The sequence below is a fragment of the Streptomyces montanus genome, assembly GCF_005786655.1.
Classification (GTDB): domain Bacteria; phylum Actinomycetota; class Actinomycetes; order Streptomycetales; family Streptomycetaceae; genus Streptomyces; species Streptomyces sporangiiformans.
In genome coordinates this window covers 25,931-47,862 of record NZ_VBZC01000012.1, presented here as the reverse complement: position 1 = coordinate 47,862, position 21,932 = coordinate 25,931, and the positions used below count along the sequence as shown (strand labels likewise).

The following is a 21,932-nucleotide window of genomic DNA, read 5'->3' as shown; positions in this document are numbered from 1 at the left end:
GCCGCCGCTCGAGCGCGGTGGCTGCCGCTCGAGCGCGGTGGCTGCCGCACCCCTTGCGCGTCCATTCCTCGCCGCGATCCGACGCAACCCCACTCTTAGGACCCGGTGCGCCCGTCGACCGGGACTGGCGCCGGACCTACGCCCTGACCCCGGCGAGCCTGCGCCGCCTCCGGGACGCCGCGCGCATGTCCCTGACCGTGCTGGGATGGCCCGGGGACATCCCCACGGCGGTCGAGGTGCTGTCGCGACTAGCGCACAACGCCACCGTCCACACCCACCCCGACGAGGCGGAGGCGGAGATGACCGTACGACTGGCAGTGGCCGAGGACGACGTGCTGCTCGTCGAAGTAGAGGACCCCCGCCCGGAGCTCCCGGACAGCAAGGCCGCCATCGCCGGGGAGAGGGGCAACGGCCTGATGTACGTAGGCCTTCTGGGCGCGAGGGCCACCTGGTTCCTGTCCGAGGACGCCCGCACCAAGACAGTCCAGGCAGGACTGCTGCCGGGAGAGGTGTCGCCGTGAGACCGCCCCCAGGCTCGCGCGGGCAGAAACAGAAAGCCGGGCGCCCGATCCGTTCCACCGCGCCTTCACCGAAGAGAAGATCCAAGCCCTGGGTTCCGGCTGGGTATTCCGGCAGACGTACTCGCTGAACCGGACGCAGAGGGCAGTCGTACTGCGCGGCTACGGCTGACCCCGCCTCCCAACCGTCCCGCCGTCGGCACGGCGGGAAGCAACTCCCGGCGCCGGGCCACGCTCCTTTCCCCGAGGGCGCACCCGGCGCCGGGTCCATGTGTTCGATAAGGGCGTTCCATTTGCGCCGGATGGCGGGTTAAGGTCTCGTTCCGAGAGGATCTTGTACGGAGGTGCCCGGGATGGAGAACAGCGCGCCAGCACGCCGGGGACGTCCCCCGGGCCCCCGGACCGCGGAGGGAGAGCTGACGAGCCGCCAGTCGGCCATCGTCCGCTACATCACGGAGACAGTCGACCGGCAGGGCTACCCGCCGTCGATGCGGGAGATCGGCCAGGCCGTGAAGCTCGCCAGTACATCCTCGGTCGCCCACCAGCTGATGGCCCTGGAACGCAAAGGCGTCCTGTACCGCGACCCGCACCGTCCCCGCGCCTACTGCGTACGCCCCTCCTGGGCGCCTGACCTGGGAGACAAAACCGAGCCTCCGGTGGACGTGCCGCTCGTCGGGCGCATCGCCGCCGGCGCACCCCTGCTCGCCGAGGAAATGGTCGAGGACGTCTACGCACTGCCGCGCCAACTCGTCGGCGAAGGCGAGCTGTTCGCCCTGACCGTGGTCGGCGACAGCATGATCGAGATGGCGATCTGCGACGGCGACATCGTCATCGTCCGCCGCATGGACAGCGCCGACCATGGCGATATCGTCGCCGCGCTCCTCGAGGACGAGGCCACAGTCAAACAGCTGCGCCGGCAGGACGGCCAGGTGTGGCTCATGCCCCGCAACTCCGCGTACGAACCGATCCCTGGCGACCAGGCGCAGATCCTCGGCAAGGTCGTCGGCGTCCTGCGCCAACTCTGACCGGAAAAGCCTGGGTCGGTACGGAGGCGAGTCTCGTGGGCCGCTTCCCATCGGCGATTGCGTCATACTCGGCACGGAGTTCTCCACATCGGGCATAGGAGAGCAACAAATCCGCACAGGCCCGACACTGACGCCCGAAATCCGGTGGAGACCGGGAGTGCCGGCGTGCCAAGCTGGCACCCATCGAAGGGGTGTAGCTCAGAGAGGCCAGAGCGCCGGTCTCCAAAACCGGATGCCGCAGGTTCGACTCCTGCCACCTCTGCCACTGACTGATCACGGCTCCCAGGGCGTCAGGGCCTCCGCCATCGCCGAGGCGACTCACCAACCCGTCCTAACAACCGATCCCCGGCGACCAGGCGCAGATCCTCGGCAAGGTCGTCGGCGTCCTGCGCCTGCTCCAAGCGGCCGACTGAGAAGACATCGGATGCGGGACGACCGACCGATAGCCTGCCCAAAAGCAGCCGAACGCCAATGGGAAGGGAGATCGCGAGTGGTGGGGGGCCCGTGGCCGACAGCCATCGAACGACTCGCGCATCAGCTCAACCGAGCTCAGGCGGCCCACCGGCGCGTGGAAGAAGCGAAGAAGACCGGGAGCCCCACGAGGCCAAACAGTGACGACCTCGAGCCCGCCGAGTACCGACGCCAGCTCCGCGCCTACGTGCAGACACCCCAGTACAAGGCCGCGGCCCACCAACTCCGGGTCGCTGTGGCCCTGAGCAAGGCACACGACGCCGCCTTGCTGCGCTCGGCCAGCAAGCTGCTCGCCCGACGCGCGGGCGGAAAGCGGCCGCCCCATCGCCTGCCGCAGCCGCGCATCCTGCCCGGCGGCCACGTGCCCCAGTGGTGGATCGACACCATCAACACCACGTACGCCGGCATCTGGCGGGCGATCCCGACGCCCGGGCCCGAGCTCCGACTCGGCAGCCCGGACGACCCGCTGGTACAGGAGGTCGCCAAACAGGCGCGGCTGTTGCAGGCCAGCCGCGTGGGCTACCGCGGGCGCGACAGCCTCTACGAGACGTACCACCCCGACGGCACGAGCGAGGGAGGGGAACCGGTGGAGCCAATCCACGATCTCAGCCTGGAGATGAGCCGCCGCGCCAACCTTCTCCTCGGACGCGGCGAGGGCATCCGGATCCCGCCGGCCCGCATGGAGGAGGCCAGCCAGATGCACACCGACTACTTCGCCGTATGGGAACGATCCCGCGCGTACGCGGCAGCCGTCCTCACCTTGCTGCGGGCCCGGTCGTAACGCATCCACTCGAACGAAGTCGCGCCATCCTGCGGCGACTTCACCCGCAGACCGCGCGTGGCGGGGGCGGGTGTGGCACCGTGGACCTCAGGCCTGGTCCGGCACTCCCCCCGTGGTGGCGGACCAGGCCTCATTGCGTGCCCGCTCGCCTGCGCCCGAAGCGCGACGGTCAGCCCCTCGTCCCAGCCTGAGCGGCCTCCAGTCGGCGGAGCCGGGCTAACCCTCACCGCGTCCGCGTGCGCTGCCTGACCTGTTCCGCTGGACTGGGCTCATGGGCAGCGACGAGGTACCTGTACGGCCGCCGGTCGATGTCGTCCGGCCGGTCGCGGCGCGCGAACTGCCCCTAGAGGATCACTGGCCCAGCGGCCCCACCCGCTACGAGATCAAGGCCGATGGATGGCGGGCGGTCGCCGCCGTCCTCGAGGAGCATCGCCCGGTGCTCGTCTCCCGGCAGGGCGGCGCCCTGAGCGCCATGTTCCCCGACGTCCTGGAGGAACTGCGCCAGTTGCCGGTCGGCACCGTGCTGGACGGCGAGCTGTGCGCGGTGGTCGATGACCGGCTGGACTTCGCCGCACTGGCCCACCGGCGCGCCCGTGACCGCCGCCGGTGGCCGCCGGTCGTCTACCTTGCGTTCGATCTACTCGCCACAACGGGCGAGGACTGGCGCCTGCGACACCTGCAGGAACGCCTCGACCGTCTCGGCGAGCTCCTGCCGCCTCAGCCGAGCATTGTGCAGCCGGTCCTGGCGACCACCAGCCGACCCGAGGCCCTGGCCTGGTACGAGGATCTGCGGCCCCACGGCGTGGAGGGGATCGTCGCCAAGGGACTCGGCACCGCGTATGTGCCCGGCCGCACCCGCTGGCTGAAGGTCCGGCACACCGAGACGGTCGACTGCCCGGTCGTCGCGATCGCAGGCCCGCCCACCCGGCCGATCCGGCTCATGGTGCGGCTGCCGGACGGCACCGCGGCCGAGACCGCCCAGCTCGGCAGCGCGCAGCGCGCGATGGTCGGCCAGGCCCTCACGGGCATGCTCGGCGAGGTGTCGCCGGGAGGATGGAAGCAGGTCACGGCCCTGATGGTGGCCGAAGTAGAGGTGGGCACGACCAGGCACCGGACCATGCGCTTCGTCCGCCTCCGCGCAGACCTGCCATGACGGGCATCACAGCAGGTTTCTATCGAAAGCCTGCAAGGCGCTGTCCAGGTCAGGACACGGTCCACTGACCGATGTTGCGGGCAAAGCCGCTGGCCAGCCCGAACTGAATCCTGGTGATCTTCGAATCGGTCGGGACCTCGAACACGATGAAACCGAGTGCGGTGTCGCCGGGGGTAAGCGTGACGCTCCCGCCGAAGCCCGGGCCCGCAGCTGTCTCCCCGAGCGTGGGGCTGAACTGCTGTCCCTGGGCATCCCGGACGTTCGCGCCATTGTCCGGCGAGTCGTCGTAGACCTGGGTGCCGATGTTCTTCAGCCGGAACTGGACGGCTACGAAACGCTTCCCTGAGTCAGGACTGGAGAACTCGTCCTCGGGCTGTGCTGGATCGACGACCTTGACGACGGTGACGGCGACTTTCTCGTCCTCCTCAATGCCGGTCAGGTTGAGCGTGTCGCCCACCGCAGCGACCGAAGGCGTCTCGCTCGGAGTCGGGGTCGGGCTCGGCTGCTGCGGCGCTGTCGTGGTTTCCTCAGGCGTGCTCGTTTCCGGAGTGGTGGAGACCTCTTTGCCGCCGCAGGCCGCCACGCGAGAGCGAGCAACATCGCGAGTGCGAGGGCAAACAGGCGATTCATCTGCACTCTCCTTGGCTGCTAGGCGCTGCTCTTCGGCTTCCTCGGCTCCGTCTTTCCGGTCGCCTTCTTCTGAGCTGCTTTCTTAGCCGGCTGCCTCTTCGCCGCAGTCTTCTTCGGCAACTCGTGCAGCTCGGCCTCGATGTCCTCACCGCGGGAAGCCTTGGCCTGGGCCACGGATTCGTTCAACGCGGCCATGAGGTCCAGCACCTTGCCCGGCATCGCCGCCGGCTGCGGCGCCGCGGGCAGCTCGCGGTCCTCCCGCTTCGCCTCGATCACCCGCTCCAGCGCCTCGGTGTACTCGTCACGGAACTCATCGCCCTCAAGGCCGTCGCGGGTCATGGTGCCCATAAGGGCCAGCGCGCCCTCGATCTCGTCTTCGGACAGCTCCACGGAAGGCGGCAGCAGCTCGGCGGGGTCGCGGATCTCGTCCGGCCAGCGCATCGCGTGCAGCACGATCACGTCGCCCCGCACCCGCAGCAGGCCCAGCCGCTCCCTGCCGCTCCACGCGTACTTGGCGATCGCCACCTTCGACGATCTCTCCAGAGCCTGCCGCAGCAGCTTGTACGGCTTCGCCGCGACCTGCCCGTCCGGCGCGAGGTAGTAGCCCTCACCAATACGGATGGGATCGATCAAGGAGAGCGGAACGAACGCCACGATCTCGATCGCCTTCGCCGTCGGCAGCGGCAACTCCCGCAGCTCCTCATCACTGATGGGGATGACCTGCGTCTTGCTGAGCTCGTAGCCCTTGCCGATCTCATCGTTCGTGACTTCGCGGCCCTCGGCCTCGCAGTACTTCCGGACACGAACCCGGCCCATGTCCTCCAGGTGGTACTGGTGGAACCTCACTGAGTGGTCCTCAGTGGCGCTGACCACCTTGATCGGCAAGGTGACCAGACCGAAAGAAATGGCGCCGCTCCAGATGGTTCGGGGCATGGCAATCCTCCGCGATAACCCCCAGCAGCATCAGCCTACGAGTGGCGTAGCTGCCCCGCATGCGAGGCAGCCAGCACAGGCCGCACCCTGGTGCCCCAGCACGCAGCCCGTCGGGTTACTACCTGCCCGATATGGCCACCTATCGCTGCGAGTCACACAGATCCGGGGTGGCCGCCTTGATTCATTCGAACCTATGTACGAATATCAACCTCATGGATGCAAGACTGGTGGCGAGCGTGCGAGCGGAGGTCGGCGCCGGCGAGTCGGCGTCGTCCTCGCCGCTCCGTGCTCTGTTGCCGGGCGGGCGGATCCGCCCCGGTACGGCCACCAGCGCCGGTGGGGACATGCCGCTGCTGCTGGCGCTGGCGGCGGAAGCGTCCACGGAGGCCGTCGGCTGGGCTGCGGTGGGCTTGCCGCAGATGGGGGCGCTCGCGGCCGAGGCTGCAGGGCTGGACCTGGCGAGCGGCATGCGGATCGACGACCCGGGCCAGCAGTGGGCGCAGGTCCTGGCCACCGTCGCCGAGGCGGTCCCTGTCATCCTGGTCGGCCCGCTCGGCGCGGTGCCCGACCGGATCGCACGGCGGCTGGCCGCCGTACTGCGGCGCAGCGGGACGGTCCTTCTGGCCGCGGGCCCGTGGCAGGGGGCTGAGGCGCGGCTGCAGGTTGTTTCCGCGCGATGGGAGGGCGTGGGCGACGGGCACGGTCTCCTGCGCGGTCGCCGCGTGAGGGTGGCGGCCGCCGGGCGCGGTGCCGGAGCCGCCCCGCGGTATGCCGAGATGTGGCTGCCCGGACCCGACGGTGCCGTCGCGCCGCTGTCCCACGAGAGCGATGCCACCTGCACGCCTGCACCCGCCACAGCGCCGGGTGCTGGGCGCGAGCGGCGTCCGGTCCTGCGCGTGGTGGGGTGACCCGCGGTGGGCAAGGGCCGCGTTGTCGTCGGCTGGATCCCCGACCTCCCGGTGCTCACCATCGGGGCGCAGGCGGCGGAGGCGGTGGCGGTCATGCACGGGGACGCGGTGGTGGCGTGCTCGGCGGCCGCCCGTGCGGCCGGGGTGCGGCGCCGGATGCGGCTACGCGTGGCCCTCTCCCGCTGCCCCCAGCTGCGCGTCGTCGAGCGAGACCTCGCAGCGGAGATGCGCGCTTTCGAGCCGGTGGCGCGGCACCTTGAGGACACGGTGATGCCGCGCCTGGAGGTGATCCGCCCCGGCCTGATCGCCGCCCCTGCCCGGGGGCCGTCCCGGTACTGGGGCGGCGAGCAGCAGTTGGCCGACCGGCTAGTGGCCGCTGTCGCCGAACTCGACTTTCCCGCCCGCGCGGGCATCGCGGATACCGTCTTCACGGCGGCGCTCGCCGCCCGCGCCGGACAGCTCGTCCCCGTAGGGGCGGACGCAGCGTGGCTGGCCCCGTACCCGGTGGGCGTGCTCGGCCTGCCGCGCCTGACGGAACTCCTCAACCGCCTGGGCATCCACACCGTCGGCCAGTTCGCGGCCCTGCCCGAGGACAAAGTGCTGGCCCGCTTCGGCAGCGAGGGCGCAGCCGCGCACCGCTCCGCCCGCGGAGTCGAGGCCCGCCCGCTCACCGCGCGCGCGAGCTGTGACGACCACGTGGTGACGTACGCCTTCGAGCCCGCCGAGCAACTGCTGGAGCCGGTCACCTTCGTCGCCAAGGCCCTCGCCGAGCAACTCCACGAGCGCCTGGCCGCAGCCGGCGTGGTGTGCGCCCGCCTCGAAGCCGGCATCGAACTCGCCGACGGCCGCACCCTGACCCGGATCTTCCGCCATGAAGGACGGCTGTCCGCGCTGGCGATCGCGGAGCGGGTGCGCGGGGTGCTGCAGGCCTGGGCAGATGCCGGCGCTCTCGATGCCGGCGGCGAGCGCGGCATCGTCCGCCTGGTGCTGCGGCCGGAGCAGTTGAGCGCGGCAACGGGCCGCCAGGCCGCGCTGTTCGGCGAGCGGGACACCCCGGAAGAAGTGGAGCGGGCCGCCGCCCGGGTGCAGGCGTTGCTCGGCCACCGATCGGTGGTGCGCGTCGAGCTCGGCGGCGGCCGCGGCCCAGCCGATCGCGTGCGGCTCGTACCGTTCGGCGACCTCGACACGGGCGATCGGCTGCCGACCGGGCCGTGGCCGGGACGGCTGCCCGCCCCGCACCCCGCCACGGTCTACCCGACCTGGCTGCCCGCCCAGCTCACCGACGAGGACCGACAGCCGGTGACCATCTCCGGCCGCCTCGCCCTGTCCGCCGCCCCGTCCCACGTCGCGGTGGAGGGGCACGGCGAGGCCCAGGTCGCGGGATGGGCCGGACCGTGGCCCGTGCTGGAGCAGTGGTGGGATCGCGAACGCTCCCGCCGGATCGCGCGGATGCAGATCGCGGCCGCCGACGGCCGCGCCTGGCTGCTGCTCATCGAGCACGGCCGGTGGTGGGCGGAGGCCCACTATGGATGACCACCGCGCACCCGTCCTGCCCCTGCCGACGGCACACCGACGCCGTACGACCGTGGGGGAGGGGAGCACGGCCGAGCCGGGTTGGGCCGAACTCCACGTCCACAGCGCCTTCAGTTGGCTTCAAGGAGCCGCGCAGCCGCACGAGCTGATCGCTGAGGCGGCCCGGCTGGGCATCACGGTGCTGGCCGTCACCGACCGCGACGGCCTCTACGCCGCCCGGCGCCTAGCCGAAGCCGCCAAGGCGGCCCGGATCGGCACCGTCTACGGCGCCGAACTCACCCTGAACGACCCCGAGCTGGGCACGCCCGTGGTGCTCGCCCGCGACCTGGAGGGATACCGCCGCCTCTCCGCGCAGATCAGCGCCGCGCAACTGGCCGGCGCCAAGGGAGCGCCCCGCTACGACCTGCAGGCGCTGTCCGCGGCCGCGAGCGACGGCCACTGGGCAGTCCTGCCCGGCTGCCCCAGCCCGGACTTCGACCGGCGGGACGTGAACGCGGTCGCCCACCGACTGCAGCGCCTGGTGGAGGTGTTCGGACCCTGCGTGTACGGCGAACTCGTCGACCACCACCTCCCCGAGGACTCCGTCGCCATGGACGTGATGGCCGTGGCCGCGCGCCGCACCGGCTGCCCGCTCATCGCCACCGGCGCCGTCCACTACGCCGCCCCGCACCAGGCCCGCCTCGCCCAGGCCCTCGCCGCCCTGCGTCGCCGCGAGGACCTCGACCACGCCGCCGGCCACCTGATGCCCGCCCCGACCGCACACCTGCGCAGCCACGCGGAAATGCAGCAGGCGCTCGCCCGCCACCCCGGGGTCCTTGAGACCACGATCGAACTCGGCCGCAACCTGGTGATCGACCTCGACGAACTGCGCCCCGAACTACCCGGCGCCCCCACCCCAAGGGGGTTCACCGAGGACGCATGGCTGCGCTATCTCGCCGAACGGGCCTGCGCCGCACGGTACGGAGACCGCGACGATCCATCTGCAGCCGCAGCATGGTCTCAGCTCGACCATGAGCTGGCTGTGATCGCCGAGTTGGGCATGGCCGGGTACTTCTTGATCGTTCACGACATCTGCCAGTTCGCCATCGGCCGCGGCATCTGGTGCCAAGGCCGCGGCTCGGCGGCAAGTTCCCTCGTCTGCTACGTGCTCCGGATCACCTCGGTCGATGTCCTGCGGCATGGCGGCCTGCTGTTCGAACGCTTCCTGTCGATGGAGAAGGCAGGCCCGCCCGACATTGACATCGACTTCGAGAACGCCCGCCGGGAAGAGGTCATCCAGTACGTCTACGAGCGCTACGGCCGCGCACATGCCGCCCAGGTCGCCAACGTGATCACGATGCGGCCGCGGCTTGCAGTGCAAGGGGCGGCGCGGTCGCTGGGCTATCCGATCGGCCGCATCCGCGAGATGACCCGGCACATCCACCACCACGAGCCCCCGGCACCGGACGCCGACGTACCCGCCGACGTACGAGAACTCGCCGCCCAACTCCACAAGCTGCCCCGGCACTTGGGCGTGCACTCCGGCGGCATGGTGCTTACCCGGCAGCCCCTCGGCGAGATCATGCCCGTGGAGTGGGCTACCGCCGAGGGCCGCTCAGTTTTGCAGGGTGACAAGGACGATGTGGCCGCCGCCGGGCTGGTCAAGATCGATTTGCTTGGGCTTGGGATGCTGTCCGCCTTGCACACCGCGTGCGATCTGATCGCCGAACACCACGGCGTGCACCTGGACCTTGCCTCGATCCCGCAGGATGACCCGGACGTCTACCGCATGATCGCGCGCGGCGACACCATCGGCGTCTTCCAAGTCGAGTCCAGGGCCCAGGTCTCGACTTTGCCGCAGCTGCGGCCTGAGACCTTCGACGACCTCGCCATCGCCGCTTCGATCATCAGGCCGGGCCCGATCCAGGCCGGCTCCAAGCATCCCCTGCTGCGGCGCCGCCGCGGCGAAGAGCCGGTGACCTATCCGCACCCGCTCGCCCAGCGCGCCCTGGAAGCGACGATGGGTGTCGCCCTGTGGCAGGAGCAGGCCATGATGCTGGCGATCGACTGCGCTGGCTTCACCCCGGGGGAGGCGGACCGACTGCGCAAGGCGATGGCCGCCAAGCACGCGTCGGAGAAGGTCGCCGAGCTGCGCGGCCACCTCTTGGACGGTATGGCCCGCAAGGGCATTCCGCGTGCGGCAGCCGAGCAGATCACCGGCATGATTGCGGCGTTTTCCGACTATGGTTTTCCACAGAGCCACGCTCAGTCGATGGCCGGCATCATCTACGCCAGCGCCTGGATCAAACACCACTACCCAGCCGCGCTGCTCGCCGGGATCATGGCAAATCTGCCCATGGGCTTCTACGACTCCCAGACCCTGATCCAGGACGCGAAACGCCGCGGCATCACCGTGCACGGCGTCGACATCCAGGCCTCAGGTGTGCACGCGACGCTCGTCCCCGATCCGGCCAGCCCGTCCGCGCAGCCCGCCATCCGGCGCGGCCTGACCAGCGTCACCGGTCTCAGCAAGGACGCCGCCCGAACGATCGTGACCGCCCGCACGGAGCGGCCGTTCCAGGACCTGGAGGACGTTGCCCGCCGCACCCGACTGTCCGCGCGGCTGATGGAACACCTCGCCACGGCCGGGGCGTTCGACAGCTTCGGCGAGCACCGCCGCACCGCCTTGTGGACGGCCGGTGCCTTCCCTCGCAGCCACCAGCCCTACCTGCCCGGGCTCGGCGCCCTCGCGCCCGCCCCCGATCTGCCTGCGATGACACCAGCGGAGACCACGGCCGCGGACCTGGCTACCACCGGGGCCAGCGCCGCCACCCACCCCATCGAGCACGTACGCGCCTACCTGCAGCAGTGCGGCGCTCTGCCCGCGGCCGCGGCACGCGCCATGGCGGACCAGACCCGGGTACGGCTCGGCGGACTCGCCAAGTACCTGCAGCGCCCGCCCACCGCCAACGGCGTCGCCTTCGGCGCGCTCGAAGACGAAACCGGCATGATCAACCTGGTGTTCGCGCCACCCGTCTGGGACCGCTTCGCGCGCACCCTCCTCGAAGCCCCTGCCGTCCTCATCGACGGCCACACCGAACGCTCGCACGGCGCGTTCAACGTCATCGTGCACCGGGCGGAAGCAGTGTCGGTGCCAGCAGCAGGCCGCCGTCACCGCAGGTGACGCATGCCGCGCTCGGGACGCGACTGAGTGCGCCTCAAGGCCTCACCGACAGGAGGAAGTTGTCTGGCCCCGAGCTGCGGGCGGGTGTCACTGGAATGGGGTACTTGCTCGCCCTGGCCCGGGCACAGGGAGCTCGTCAGGCGGCCCGCTCGACGTCGTCCTGGTCGAGGGCGGGTTCGTCCTTCTTGGGTGCGGGGACGGCGCCCTCGGCGTTCTTGAGGGCCTGCCGGGCAGCGACCAAGTCGGCGCCCTCGACGCCGTACTGCTTGCAGATCTTCCAGTGGTTGTGTCCCTGCACGGCCGCGGCCGCCTTTCGGAGGTCCTCCCACAGCCGGTCGTACGTCTCGGCGGCGGCTGCCTCCCAGCCAGTCGTCTCCGGGCGCCCGGGTCGGTGCCATCGCTCCGGCTCGTCCGGCCATCCGTCGTCTGCCTCACGGGACCAGGGAAGGCGGGCCTGGTGGGCGTGGAGCGCGGCGTACAGCTCGGCGAGTTTGAGCTGAGCGGCGAGCAGGTCCTTCGGGAAGTCCTTCGGATCGAACGGCTTGTCCTCGGCTGCGGAGGCGGGAGTGCTCATGCCTTGGATGCTAGTTCGACTCGCTGACAGCGATGCGCACCCATGTCTCCGGAGCCCGGCTTCGGACCCTGTGGCTGGTCCGCCGTGGACGGCACGCCCTACGTCATCACCCGGGACATCCGATCCTCGAACTCCCGGACTGGATCGCGGACCGGCTCACCATCCCCCGGCGTGGAACTCGCGCCAGGGTCCTGCTCACCGCCGCTCTGCTCAACCGGGCCACGACGCAGTCGTGGCCCGGTTGTCAGTGCTGCCCGGTACGGTGGTTCCCGTAGAAAACGGCATGCCGCGAACCGCCGTTTCCGCTGTTGCCCCGCGCCCACGCCGCACCGGGGCAGCGCCGCCGGACAAGGACCGAAGTTGGGTCCCGCGCAGCACCACCCGAAGGATCCGTCTGTCCGGCTGCGCCCATTCACGCGACGTCCGGCGGGGAGCGTGGGATCCCGCTTGGAGACGACCGTGACCAAATCAGGCAGCGACTACCTCAAGCGCCAGGCCCGGGAGATCGCCAACGCCACCGGCCGCCGGTTCCCCGACGTCCTCGCCGAACTACGCCGCGTACCCCGTACGGCACCGCGGCAGCCCTCTAAGGAACTCGTCCTCGTCTGCAACGGGATGGCCCACCCCATCGACGGCGGCCGATGCGCCCGCGCGGCCGGCCACCAGAGCCTCGACGGCGGCTGGGGCTGGTGCAGCTGGGGACCCAACGACGCCGTGAACGTCTGGGCTGGCTACTACGACGCCCAGAGCCAGGCGCAGCGGGAGCAGGAGGACGCCCGCCGCGCCGCGCTCACCCCGGAGGAGCGGGCCGCCGAGGACGCCGAGTCGGAGGCCGCTTACTGGGCGGACATGGCCGACGCGGCCCGGGAGCCGTACGACCCATACGACGACAAGTACCAGGAGATGGTCTGGGAAGCGCAGGACGAAGAGCGCGGGGAGGCCGAGGCCGACCGCGACGACGTCGGGGCCCCGTACGTCGTCTCGTACCTGGAGGCCTGACGTGACCACCACCACCGCCGCCGCGCTCAAGTCGTACGGCCCCCTGCAGTTCCCCGACCGCGCCGGTCTGGCGCTGTGGCAGTTCACCCGCGCCCAGCGCCTCGGGCTCATCCCCGGCCCCGACGTGGCCGGCGACCGATGGTCGGCCGCCGTCTTCGATGACGCCGTCGCCCGCATCGACGCCATCCGGCAGGCCGTCGGCACGATGCCCGACGTCGGCGCCACCCGCGCCGAGGAACACCTCACTGAACGCTTCAACATGACCGTGCACCCCGGCACCGCCGCCGAACTCGCCCGCCGCGGCCACCTGCCCGTGGTCGGCGACCACAAGGGCCACCCTCTGTACTGCGGGCTCACCCTCGAACGCTTCAAGGACCGGCGGAAGGTCACGCGCGCCTCGAGCGCCGGGCAACTCCACATGCGCGACGCCGCTGCACGCGTTCTCGGCCTCCGGGCATCGGACTTCGACCACCTGGTCCGGGCAGGGCTCCTGACCTACGCGGCCACCGCCCGCTCCGGCTGGAACAAGCACGACGTCGTCATGCTCTACCGCCAGGCCGACCTGGACCGGCTCACCCGAAGCCGCCGTGTTGACTGGGCAGCTGTCCGCGCGACCCCCAAGGGCCACCGATCCCCGCTCGCGGCCCTCCCGACCCAGCCGCAGGCGGCCGGGCGGTGACGGCGGCCGAACCGGGCACCGACTGGTACGCCGAGCTCGCAGCGGGCTGGGCGGCACGGCAGCGCGCCGAGGACGAGAAGTGGCGCATCCCCGCGGGCGGCCTGTTCGTCACCCACTGCGGGCGGTGGATCGACGGAGCCGGCCGTGCCTGTCCCCAGACGATCGCGCACTCCGGGCCGTGCGGACTCCCGCCGGACAACGAGGACGACGGGTGCCGCCACAACTGCCCCGAGGGCGAGTGCTTCTGCCCGATTCCCGGCGAAAGCCCGATCAATGCGGCCTGCGGGCACCTCCAGTCGTCGATGTGCAACTACGGGTGCGGCTGCTGCACCCTGTGCGTCGGATGCCACTGCTGGGAGTAGTCCCGCTCTTGCGACCGGGCCTTCGCGATCCCCGGCGCTGCCCCCTGGTGCCCTGTGGCCATCGGTTCCCGGGCCCGATCGCCGAGCGGTAGGGTGCGGGCAGGGGCCGACACATCGGCCCAAGCCCGCCCCTTGGCCCATGACCAGGGGGGCACCACGGCAAAGGTGCCCGCGGACCCCACACGAGGGTCTGGCCTGTGAGCATCAATGTGAGAGGCACAGCAACTTTTTGGCGGCCGTATAGCCGTTGAGCCTTCCGCATGCTGCTCTTCATCGCGCGCATCGGGTCATGGGGCCGGGCGCGGGAATGCGAGAGCCGTATGACCAAGAGCCACGGCCGCAAGAGCCGGGCGAGAAAGACGAGCCGGAACCGGGGCGCCGCATACGCCGCCGCCAACGCCGGCACCCTCCACCAGCACGACGGCGGCCCGTCGAACAAGGACCTCCAGCCGGCCGTCCCCGCCCGGTGGGGACTGGAGACCGCGCCGGACATGCGAACTGCGTCCGGGCTGATCGGCGCGTGCATCGAGCGGTGCGCTCCGTGCCAGGAGTCCCTCACGGCGAAGCTCCTCGACGACGAGGACCCGATCGTGCTCGCGGTGACAGCCGGGTCCGTCTACAACCTGCACGTGATCCACGAGCCGGACGCGAAAAGTCCCGCCGCCAAGCCCATCCGGATCTTCTGTCAAACACGCCCGTCTCCACGCAGGCGACGCACGGCTGTTGGCGGCCACGGTCGAGAGGATGCCCCGCGCGGACCGCGCGTCGCTCCTGGAGGCCGCGCTGGAACTGTGGACGTACTACGGGCCCAAGCTCCTCGGCCCTATGCCCGGCCAGCGGAGCTTGTCGGACCTCATCACCATCAGTGATCCGGCTGCGGCGCACCCCGGTACGTGTCCGACTACCGGGGCGAGCCGCTCGATGAGGTGCTCGAGCGCTTCAGCCAGTCGTCCGGCAGGGCGCGGGACCTCGCGGGTGACCTGCACAGCAACTTGAGCAGGGCCTACTCCGCCGTCGGGTACGTCGCGTACAAGGAGACGCCCGAAGAGCAGGAGTCGGCAGCGGGCATCTGAGCCTGCCTGTTCGGCGAGATGTGATCGTCTGCGGACGGAGTGAGCGAAGGCCGGGGCCAGGTGATGGCTCCGGCCTTTGTCTTGTCGTGCAGCTGCTCGTCGGTGCCGGGCTGCGAATGCCAAAGCCGTCAACTCATCCCGAAGAGCTTCACGAGTGAGTGTATATCCCATAGAAGTGTGTGACTCGCACCAGTAAAATGAGTTGATTCTGATATCATGATGGTGAGTTGAGTGTTCTAGGAGGGTGAATGAGTCAGTCGCACGAAGATGCCGCGATGAACGCGACCGAAGCCCGTACAGAGCTCTTCTCTCTGGTGAAGCGCGCCGAGTTGGAAGGACGTACCACGCTGATCCACAAGCATCGGGAGCGCGTTCTACTGGCGCCGCTCGACCGGCTTCCGGCAGCCCGGAAGGCCGATGCATTCCCGTCCCACGCGCTGAGTGCGGCGCAGAAGGACTTCGGCGACCTCATCACGCTGGCCGCCCAGGGCCAGCCGCAGGTACTCCGGCGCAGCCGTACCCCGGTCGCGGTGCTGCTCCCCGTCGATACCCCGTCAAGTGCCCCTTCGTCCGACACGACCGCGCACGCTGGCGCGGTGCCCGCAGGAGGTGCGGTGAACAGCCAGGGAACACAGGATCGCGGCAGCGCGCCGCGTAGGCTCGCCACGCTGGGCGACACCATCGGTTCCGTGCTCAGCTCCGGCCCGGTCGGCGGCCCCACGTTCGGGCTGCCCGGCCTGGATGCCGCGACGGGCGGTCTGCAGCCGGGCCTGCTGACACTCGTCGCGGCTCCCCCGGCCGGCGGCGGAAGTCTGCTGGGTCTGGCTGCCGCCAGGAAGACCGGGCTCATCGACAGCCGCAAGGTTCTGTACGCGGCGTCGGGACCGAATCGGGCCGACATCTTCCGCCGGATCCTCGCCGCCGAGACCGGCGGCGACTACCCACGCCTGAAGCAGGGCCGTCTCACCGAGCACGAGCAGCAGTTCGCCGAGCAGCTCCGCCAAAAGGCCTCCGTGCTGCTCATCGATGACGGCAGCGACCTGACTGCCGAGGCGATCGCGGAGACCGCCCCGCATGTCGAGGACCTGGCTCTCGTGGTCGTGGACCGGCTCCAAGCCGCCCACAACGCCCGGCTTCCCCTGTCCGGTGACCTCCTCCCGAATGCCTCGCAGGTCCTGGCCTCCCTCGCGCGCACCCTCCACGTGCCGGTGCTCGCCATCGTGGACAGCGCCGATCCCACACTCCTGGATCTCCTGGACGCCGACGTCATGTTGACGCTCGCACCGACTCAGGACCCCTCCAAGGTTCAAGTGACGGTCTCGGAGCGCGATTTCGGCGCGATCGGCTCGGCGTATCTGCGCCCCGATCTGCTGCACGCCCGCTTCCTCGATGCCGGCACACCCGCCGTCGGCCGTACGGACAGTGGAGAACCCGCGCGTGGTCTGGGCAGCGCGATGGAGCGGGAGTTGGCCGAAGCGGCGCTCCCCTACACGTCCGGCGCCCGGCAAGGGCTGCCAGCCTCCGTCACCCACGTGCTGGCCGCGCTGCGCACCGCGCTGGCCAACGGTGACGAGGAAGCCCTTGACGAACTCGGGCCGTCCCTGGCCGAGACGGCTGCGGCGCCGCAGCAACTGCCGAACGACGCCGAGGGGCGCCGCCTCGCCGCCGCGCTGAACGCCTACACCACCGCCGGGACCACCGGCGCCCCCGGGCAGCCCACCGCTACCGGGCCCGCCGCGGGCAGCGGACACGTCCCGGACGACGAAGACGACGCAGAAGTGGAACTACAGCCTGGGGACGAGGAGGACGAGCCGGAAGACGCGCCCTTCCCCGCGCTGAAGCTCCTCAAGGACGCGGTCGGCCGCTCGAAGATGCACCCGATCAGGGTCATCCGCCTCGAGGAGCGGGAGAGCGGGCCGTGGCCGCTGATCAGTGAGCACATGGACGGCGAACCGCGCTGGGTCCACCCCGACGTCACCAGCACGCGCGTGCCCTTCATCCGGGAGAACGGGAAGCGGGTACGGCGGGATCAGCTCGATGTGCCCGACTCGTTCGGCGACGGGGTGCTGTGCCTGATCGACCGCAACGGCAGCTACCCGTCCGCCTGTTCAGCCGTCCCCCTCGCCCCGAACCGACTGCTGCACACCGGGCCCCTTGAGGCGTTCGACAAGGCCAGCGCCGGCATCTACCTCATCGACATCCCGGAGTGGAACCGCACGGACATGCCGCACCCGCTCGGGCGGATCATCGACCGGCCCGACGAGCAGGGCCGAGTGTGGGTCACCACCCCACACATCAAGCAGTTGATGAAGCTCGTCCGCGAAGACCACCTCGCCGCCATGCCGGCCATCCACGACTCCTGGACGGGGAAGGCCAACGAGTCCCTGTTCAAGCCCTTCTACGAAGCGGCCCGGAAAGCGCGTATCGAGCTCGTCCAGACCGGCGGCGAGCCGTACAAGGAGTACAAGACCCGGCTGTCCATCGCGCTGCGGCTGCTGTGGCCCAAGCGCAAGGAACAGAAGTCCCCGTTCTGGCGGCCGGACTGGCGCATGAGCATGGTCGCCGAGGCCTCCGTCCGCCACTGGACCGTGGCCTTCAAAGCGGTCCAGGAGGGCCACACCCTCATCGCCCTGCGCAACGTCGACGCGGCCGTCTTCTGGACACCCGCGGCCACGCCGCCCGCCACGTACCGCATCGGGACCGGCTTCGGCGAGGTCAAGGCCAAGTTCATCCAGCCCGGCGAGATCATCCCCGAAGGTGACGACTAATGGCTGGCCCCACAGGCCGCGGCGACTCCCTGGGCGCCGCCCTCAACGACCTCCTGCGCTCCCAGGTCACCCCCCGCCACCGGCTGTCGTCGTACAACGCCAAGCATTGGCACGCCCAGCTCAGCCAGCTCACCGCAACCCACCGCGGGCAGCAGGCCCTGGAGGACGCAGGCCTCCACGTAACGACCAAGACTCTGGTCAACTGGCTGTCCGACTCCGAGTACAACGTCCGCCGGAGCTACCTGGACATCATCCACACCGCGTACGAGAACGTCGCCATCGTTCCCGCCGACCCGATCCCCGACCACATCAGACGGGGCCAGTACGAGATCAGCGGCGTCGTCAAAACCGGCGACGACGAACGTACGCGCGGCACCGTGGACGCCGCGCCCCTGCGCATCGACGGCAGCCGGGGCAACTGGGACGAGATCGAGGAACTCTGGCTCGCCGGCGAACTCACCGACGACGAGTTCGAGGACCACTTCATCGACGACGTCATCGTCGAGGACATCGGCGAAGGAACCGACGGATGGGAGTTCCCCGGCGCCTCGTACTCCGTCGAAGTCCGGTAACAGCACGCACGAGCAGCCGAACCACCCACCGCAGCAAGGGAATCCACGCATGAGCCACCACAACGGCGGAAGTTACCGCTGATCGCCGTGTACGGAGAAACAGCCGCGAACGCCAAGCAGCGTGTGATCGAGCTCCTCGACGCCGCGGGCGCGAGCCCGGCTGAGGTACACACCCTCATCGCGGCCATCCAGGCCGGCGCCGTGGAAGGCGCTCAAGGCGAAGTCATCGAGCTGGACACCCAGTCCCCCTCCGACAGCAACGACCAAGTCCACGAAGGCTGGCTTCGCGCTGTCGAGGCGATCACCGACAGGCTCGCCCATATCGCCGACCGCACCGTCCGCCAGGCCCGAGCGAAGGCCGTAGCCGAGCACCGTGGCGGGACGAGGGTGCTCTGGGTGTCACCAAACTCGGACGCGGTTTCCGGTCGCACTGGGAGGCGGCCGAGGCGATGAGGGGGACCCGCCCCGTTGCCTGTGTCTCTTGATTCCGGATCGTGGTGGCATCGGGTGCCTGAATAGGCTTGAGTGATCTCTCAAGTGGCTGTGGATCAGTGGGGAGTTGATGGTGAACGCTGCGGTGCGGGGGACGGTGCTTGCGACGCTACTGGTGGTGGCGATGACCGGATGCGGGGGAGGTAGTGAAGAGAGCGGGCCGGCTGGTGGACAGAACGGTGACTCCTTAGAGGGGCACGAGGGCAAGGCGCCGGTCGCGCTGACTTCGGACCAGGTGCGTATGGCGCTGCCCAGTACCGGCAGTCTCCCCGAGGGGTGGAGGGTGGCGGTCGGTGGCAGCGCCGAGGCGAAAGCCGGGCAGGAAGCGGCGAGCGACTGCGAGAACGACACCCAGTCGAACTGCGGCGGACTGGTCACCATGGGGCGGGCGATGCTTGAAGCGGTGGGCGCGTCCCAGTGGGACAACACGGTGTTCGTAAAGGTCCACTCCTTCGACTCTGTCGAGAACGCGGGCGTGGCCATGAAGAGTCTGGTGGCGGCGGCACGCAAGCAAGCAGGTACCGACGCAGAGCCGATGAAGGTCTCGGCGGGCGCGGAAGAGACTGACGCGTTCTCCGAAGAGATCAGCGACTACTACAGTGCCGACGTGACGATGCGCGTCGGCACGGTCGTCGTTCACCTGTCGGGAACGGACCTGGCCAAGACGGACGGCATAGACGCGCTCGCCAAGTTCCAAATCGACCGGATCAAGCAGGCGGCTTCGGGTAAGAACCCGGACGCGTGACAGCGCTTCGGAGCCGATGAGCCTGGATGAAGAAGACCACCCTGGTGGTCGCCGGGGAGAACGCCGGATCCAGGCGGGCCAAGGCCGAAGACCTCGGCATACACCTGGCCACCCCCGACGAGTTCGCCATCCTGGTCGCCGACCACCTGGCCTGACCCGACATGCTCCCGGCGCCTTCAAGGTACTGACCGGCGGCTGCCACTCGTGATCGTTCCCGTCGGCGTCCGCAGGAACAAGCCTCATGGTGGCGGCCAACTCGTCGGTCAGCCGCGTGACTTCGTCGGCGTCCTGCATGTTCCACCACCTGACCGAGGCAACGCTCAGGCTGTTCAGCCCGGGAGGGAATACGGCGTACTTGATGAGACCGGCGGTCCGTCCGCGGCCGAGTCCCAGGCGCCTGCTCTTGTTCTTCACATCGGCTCGAACGCGAACCGCGGGACCGACAGCCAGATCCAGATACCGGACGTCAGGCTCGCCGACGATCTCCGCATCGGCGAGGTCCAGGAGCAGCGGCACCACCTCGGCCGGCGACGGCCGCGGCGTCTCCTCCTCGCCGTAGGTATCGAGCCTGAAGTCCGCGAGAGCCCGCCCTTCGGGTGTGTAATAAGCGGCTGCGAGATTCGACTCGTCCCTGTTCAGAGCAAGGGCGCGTTTCCTCAAGTCCCTGACCAGCGTGCGGTTTTTGACCGTGACCTTGGCGGAGTCGAACTGCGTTGCCGCGGCCACGGTGGCCGACGCCCAGGCTTCGACCCAGTCCAGGTCGTCCAGCGTCAGGTCGACCCAACCCGGCTGGAAGTCGAGCCGGTACACGTGGTCGTCCACCGGCTCGCCGGCCTCAGGAGCGTTCAACACCATGCCCTCTCAGTCTCGCGGGCTTCCGCGATCACGGTCTCCCGAAGCGCCACGAGCCCCGGTTGCCCACCGTCTCCGCGCGCAACCTCATCTCTCCAGGGGGCCATGCGGCGTGGACGGTTGGGGTTGTTCGTCCCGCGAGTCACCGTTCCCACGGGGCGGGGCGCTGCGCGGGGTGTCACGGGTACGAGGGTATGCGGTGTCTTCGAAGCTCCCGCCGCCGGTCGTCGCCCCCCGGTTCCGGCGGGACCACCGGGTCAGTCGGCGTCTGCCCCGATGTCGGTGCGCATTGCCGCCCGAAGGCGCGTCAGCGCGTCCTCGTACCGGCCCCTTCCCTGCGCGTAGTCGTCGCTGTCCGACAGGGCGCCTTCGGCCGCCAAGTTCCGGACATCCCGAAGTCGGCGGAAGGCGTCCTCTGAGGCCTCCACCACGGCGTGCGGGGCGGTGATCGTCATTTGGTAGCGGAGCCCGTAGCACGGGGCGAAGCAGCCGCGTGCGGCAACGGCGCGATCCTGTAGTGGAAGGGATGTGTCGCGGGCCAGGCTGCGGAATCCGTTGCGCGCCTCGGATAAGCACGCCAGATACTCCCCGTAAAGGACCCTCCGTGCGGCCGTCTCGCGCTCCCGGCTCTCGCGGCGCCAGCGGCCGCGCTCGAGAACAGCCGCGGAGGCGGTGGCGATGATGGCACCCACGCCTGCACTGACTAAGGTCATCCACTCCATGGCCCAAGTCTGGCCACCGTGCGAGGCATCGACACCGCCGGGCAGTGCCCAGCGCCGCCCCGGAGGTAGACGCACGATGACGCCCGAGCCCGAACCTGCCGAGAACGGCCTCGCCGCGGCCTCAACGGGCTGCCCCGCCCCCCTGACACGCGCGACGCTGGCCGAGCGCGGCTTCGTCGGCTTCGTGCCGTTCGCCGGCCTCCCGCACAGCACCGTCCCCGCCGGGGAGGGCATCTACGTCGTGCTGCGCCCCGCCGCCTCACCCCCGGTCTTCCTCGCACGCAGCCCCGCCGGCCACCGCAAGGGCCACGACCCCACCACGACGGCCGCTACCCTGAACAGCGCCTGGGTGCCCGGTGCCACAGTGGTGTACGTCGGCAAGGCCGCTGGCCGCCAAGGGCTGAGTAAACGGCTGAACGCCTACCGCCGCCAGGGCCAGGGCCGCAACGCCGGCCACAGCGGCGGCGAGTACATCTGGCAGCTTGCCGACTCCGACACGCTCCTGGTCGCCTGGCGCACCGTGGCCGATCCGCCCGCCGGCCAGGCCGAGGCGAAGCTGATCGCGGAGTTCACCGCGCTTCACGGAGCGCTCCCCTTCGCCAACCGCAACCGGGGGCTCCTCGATCTAAGGAACCGTAAGCACCCCTCCGGAGCATGATCGTTCTCAGTGCCAACGGCTATGCAGTGAGGCCACTAAAAGAGCGGTCTGTCCCGGCGGAACCATGAGGTCGATCATCGCGAGGTGGATTATGGCCTCGGAGCGGTGGGGGTGAGTTTCGTAGTCGCGGGCGAGACGGCGTGGTGCATGAGCCAGCCAAAGGTCCACTCGACGACCCGGCGTCGCGGGATCACCTTGAAGCCCTTAACGGCAGGCTTGCGGCGCGCGCAGTCTCGGCGAGTCTGTCCACCCCCGTCCGGCAGGCCGCGAATACCCGGGAGGCGCTGCGGTCGCTCGTCTCCAGCCGTTGCGGTCAGTGCC

General features: G+C 70.0%; 21 protein-coding genes, 1 tRNA gene and 2 pseudogenes. 18 read left to right on the top strand and 6 right to left on the bottom strand.

Annotation, left to right across the window (positions count from 1 at the left end; all coding sequences use genetic code 11):
- Positions 1-185 precede the first annotated feature (185 nt).
- From FE633_RS12925 to FE633_RS12905, 5 genes are all read left to right on the top strand, one after another.
- On the top strand, positions 186-521 hold the full coding sequence (locus FE633_RS12925) for a hypothetical protein (protein ID WP_138045262.1): 336 nt from the start codon (positions 186-188) through the stop codon (positions 519-521).
- A 350-nt stretch (positions 522-871) separates the two neighbouring features.
- Complete coding sequence (lexA, locus tag FE633_RS12920; RefSeq protein ID WP_138045261.1) at positions 872-1,543, top strand: transcriptional repressor LexA; 672 nt, start codon at positions 872-874, stop codon at positions 1,541-1,543.
- Between the two features lie 187 nt (positions 1,544-1,730).
- A tRNA-Trp gene (locus tag FE633_RS12915) sits at positions 1,731-1,808 on the top strand.
- 303 nt (positions 1,809-2,111) lie between these two features.
- On the top strand, positions 2,112-2,795 hold the full coding sequence (locus tag FE633_RS12910; RefSeq protein ID WP_246113590.1) for a hypothetical protein: 684 nt from the start codon (positions 2,112-2,114) through the stop codon (positions 2,793-2,795).
- A gap of 271 nt (positions 2,796-3,066) precedes the next feature.
- Positions 3,067-3,948 carry an ATP-dependent DNA ligase gene (locus tag FE633_RS12905; RefSeq protein ID WP_138045259.1) on the top strand — a complete coding sequence of 294 codons (882 nt, stop codon included), beginning with the start codon at positions 3,067-3,069 and terminating at the stop codon, positions 3,946-3,948.
- 49 nt (positions 3,949-3,997) lie between these two features.
- Here FE633_RS12905 and FE633_RS12900 read toward each other — a convergent pair whose 3' ends face one another.
- Both FE633_RS12900 and ku read right to left on the bottom strand, forming a co-directional pair.
- Positions 3,998-4,405, bottom strand: a complete 408-nt coding sequence (locus FE633_RS12900) for a DUF4352 domain-containing protein (protein ID WP_246113589.1) — start codon at positions 4,403-4,405, stop codon at positions 3,998-4,000.
- A 191-nt stretch (positions 4,406-4,596) separates the two neighbouring features.
- On the bottom strand, positions 4,597-5,511 hold the full coding sequence (gene ku, locus FE633_RS12895) for a non-homologous end joining protein Ku (RefSeq protein WP_138045257.1): 915 nt from the start codon (positions 5,509-5,511) through the stop codon (positions 4,597-4,599).
- A gap of 212 nt (positions 5,512-5,723) precedes the next feature.
- Between ku and FE633_RS12890 the strand changes: the two genes are divergently transcribed.
- From FE633_RS12890 to FE633_RS12880, 3 genes are read left to right on the top strand one after another with little or no spacing between them, the layout of a single operon-like run.
- Positions 5,724-6,419, top strand: coding sequence for a hypothetical protein (locus FE633_RS12890; protein ID WP_246113588.1), 696 nt, complete (start codon positions 5,724-5,726; stop codon positions 6,417-6,419).
- Positions 6,420-6,425: 6 nt separating this feature from the next.
- On the top strand, positions 6,426-7,952 hold the full coding sequence (locus tag FE633_RS12885) for a DNA polymerase Y family protein (RefSeq protein ID WP_246113587.1): 1,527 nt from the start codon (positions 6,426-6,428) through the stop codon (positions 7,950-7,952).
- Positions 7,945-11,115, top strand: coding sequence for an error-prone DNA polymerase (locus FE633_RS12880; RefSeq protein ID WP_138045256.1), 3,171 nt, complete (start codon positions 7,945-7,947; stop codon positions 11,113-11,115). The genes FE633_RS12885 and FE633_RS12880 overlap by 8 nt, the downstream gene beginning before the upstream one ends.
- A 136-nt stretch (positions 11,116-11,251) precedes the next feature.
- On the opposite strand, the gene FE633_RS12875 is transcribed toward FE633_RS12880, so the two are convergent.
- Positions 11,252-11,689 (bottom strand): hypothetical protein, encoded by a 438-nt coding sequence (locus tag FE633_RS12875; protein ID WP_138045255.1) that lies wholly within the window; start codon positions 11,687-11,689, stop codon positions 11,252-11,254.
- 459 nt (positions 11,690-12,148) lie between these two features.
- Between FE633_RS12875 and FE633_RS12870 the strand changes: the two genes are divergently transcribed.
- The 9 genes from FE633_RS12870 to FE633_RS49215 all read left to right on the top strand — a co-directional run bounded on the left by FE633_RS12870 (position 12,149) and on the right by FE633_RS49215 (position 19,534).
- Positions 12,149-12,688, top strand: coding sequence for a hypothetical protein (locus FE633_RS12870; RefSeq protein ID WP_138045254.1), 540 nt, complete (start codon positions 12,149-12,151; stop codon positions 12,686-12,688).
- A 1-nt stretch (position 12,689) separates the two neighbouring features.
- Positions 12,690-13,367 carry a hypothetical protein gene (locus tag FE633_RS12865; RefSeq protein ID WP_246113586.1) on the top strand — a complete coding sequence of 226 codons (678 nt, stop codon included), beginning with the start codon at positions 12,690-12,692 and terminating at the stop codon, positions 13,365-13,367.
- Complete coding sequence (locus tag FE633_RS48310; RefSeq protein WP_246113585.1) at positions 13,364-13,729, top strand: hypothetical protein; 366 nt, start codon at positions 13,364-13,366, stop codon at positions 13,727-13,729. Before FE633_RS12865 ends, FE633_RS48310 begins: the two co-directional genes overlap by 4 nt.
- Positions 13,730-14,622: 893 nt before the next feature.
- The gene (locus FE633_RS12860; RefSeq protein ID WP_138045253.1) at positions 14,623-14,802 is read left to right on the top strand and encodes a hypothetical protein; all 180 of its coding nucleotides are present in this window, start codon (positions 14,623-14,625) and stop codon (positions 14,800-14,802) included.
- A 248-nt stretch (positions 14,803-15,050) separates the two neighbouring features.
- The gene (locus FE633_RS12855; protein ID WP_246113584.1) at positions 15,051-17,570 is read left to right on the top strand and encodes a DnaB helicase C-terminal domain-containing protein; all 2,520 of its coding nucleotides are present in this window, start codon (positions 15,051-15,053) and stop codon (positions 17,568-17,570) included.
- Positions 17,570-18,142 (top strand): hypothetical protein, encoded by a 573-nt coding sequence (locus FE633_RS12850; protein ID WP_138045252.1) that lies wholly within the window; start codon positions 17,570-17,572, stop codon positions 18,140-18,142. Before FE633_RS12855 ends, FE633_RS12850 begins: the two co-directional genes overlap by 1 nt.
- Before the next feature lie 87 nt (positions 18,143-18,229).
- Positions 18,230-18,595, top strand: coding sequence for a hypothetical protein (locus FE633_RS12845; protein ID WP_138045251.1), 366 nt, complete (start codon positions 18,230-18,232; stop codon positions 18,593-18,595).
- A 109-nt stretch (positions 18,596-18,704) separates the two neighbouring features.
- Entirely contained in the window at positions 18,705-19,379 is a 675-nt protein-coding gene (locus FE633_RS12840) for a hypothetical protein (RefSeq protein ID WP_138045250.1), read from the top strand.
- Positions 19,380-19,405: 26 nt separating this feature from the next.
- Entirely contained in the window at positions 19,406-19,534 is a 129-nt protein-coding gene (locus FE633_RS49215; protein WP_281291180.1) for a hypothetical protein, read from the top strand.
- A gap of 792 nt (positions 19,535-20,326) precedes the next feature.
- Here the strand turns inward: FE633_RS49215 and FE633_RS49745 are convergent.
- A pseudogene (locus FE633_RS49745) lies at positions 20,327-20,413 on the bottom strand (class I SAM-dependent methyltransferase); the annotation flags it as partial.
- 75 nt (positions 20,414-20,488) lie between these two features.
- Positions 20,489-20,953: a hypothetical protein gene (locus FE633_RS12830; protein WP_138045248.1), complete on the bottom strand. Its 465-nt coding sequence runs from the start codon at positions 20,951-20,953 to the stop codon at positions 20,489-20,491.
- A 76-nt stretch (positions 20,954-21,029) separates the two neighbouring features.
- Here FE633_RS12830 and FE633_RS12825 point away from each other — a divergent pair, with 76 nt between their 5' ends.
- Positions 21,030-21,611, top strand: a complete 582-nt coding sequence (locus tag FE633_RS12825) for a GIY-YIG nuclease family protein (RefSeq protein ID WP_138045247.1) — start codon at positions 21,030-21,032, stop codon at positions 21,609-21,611.
- Positions 21,612-21,617: 6 nt separating this feature from the next.
- Here the strand turns inward: FE633_RS12825 and FE633_RS48305 are convergent.
- A pseudogene (locus FE633_RS48305) lies at positions 21,618-21,835 on the bottom strand (hypothetical protein); the annotation flags it as partial.
- Positions 21,836-21,932: the final 97 nt, after the last annotated feature.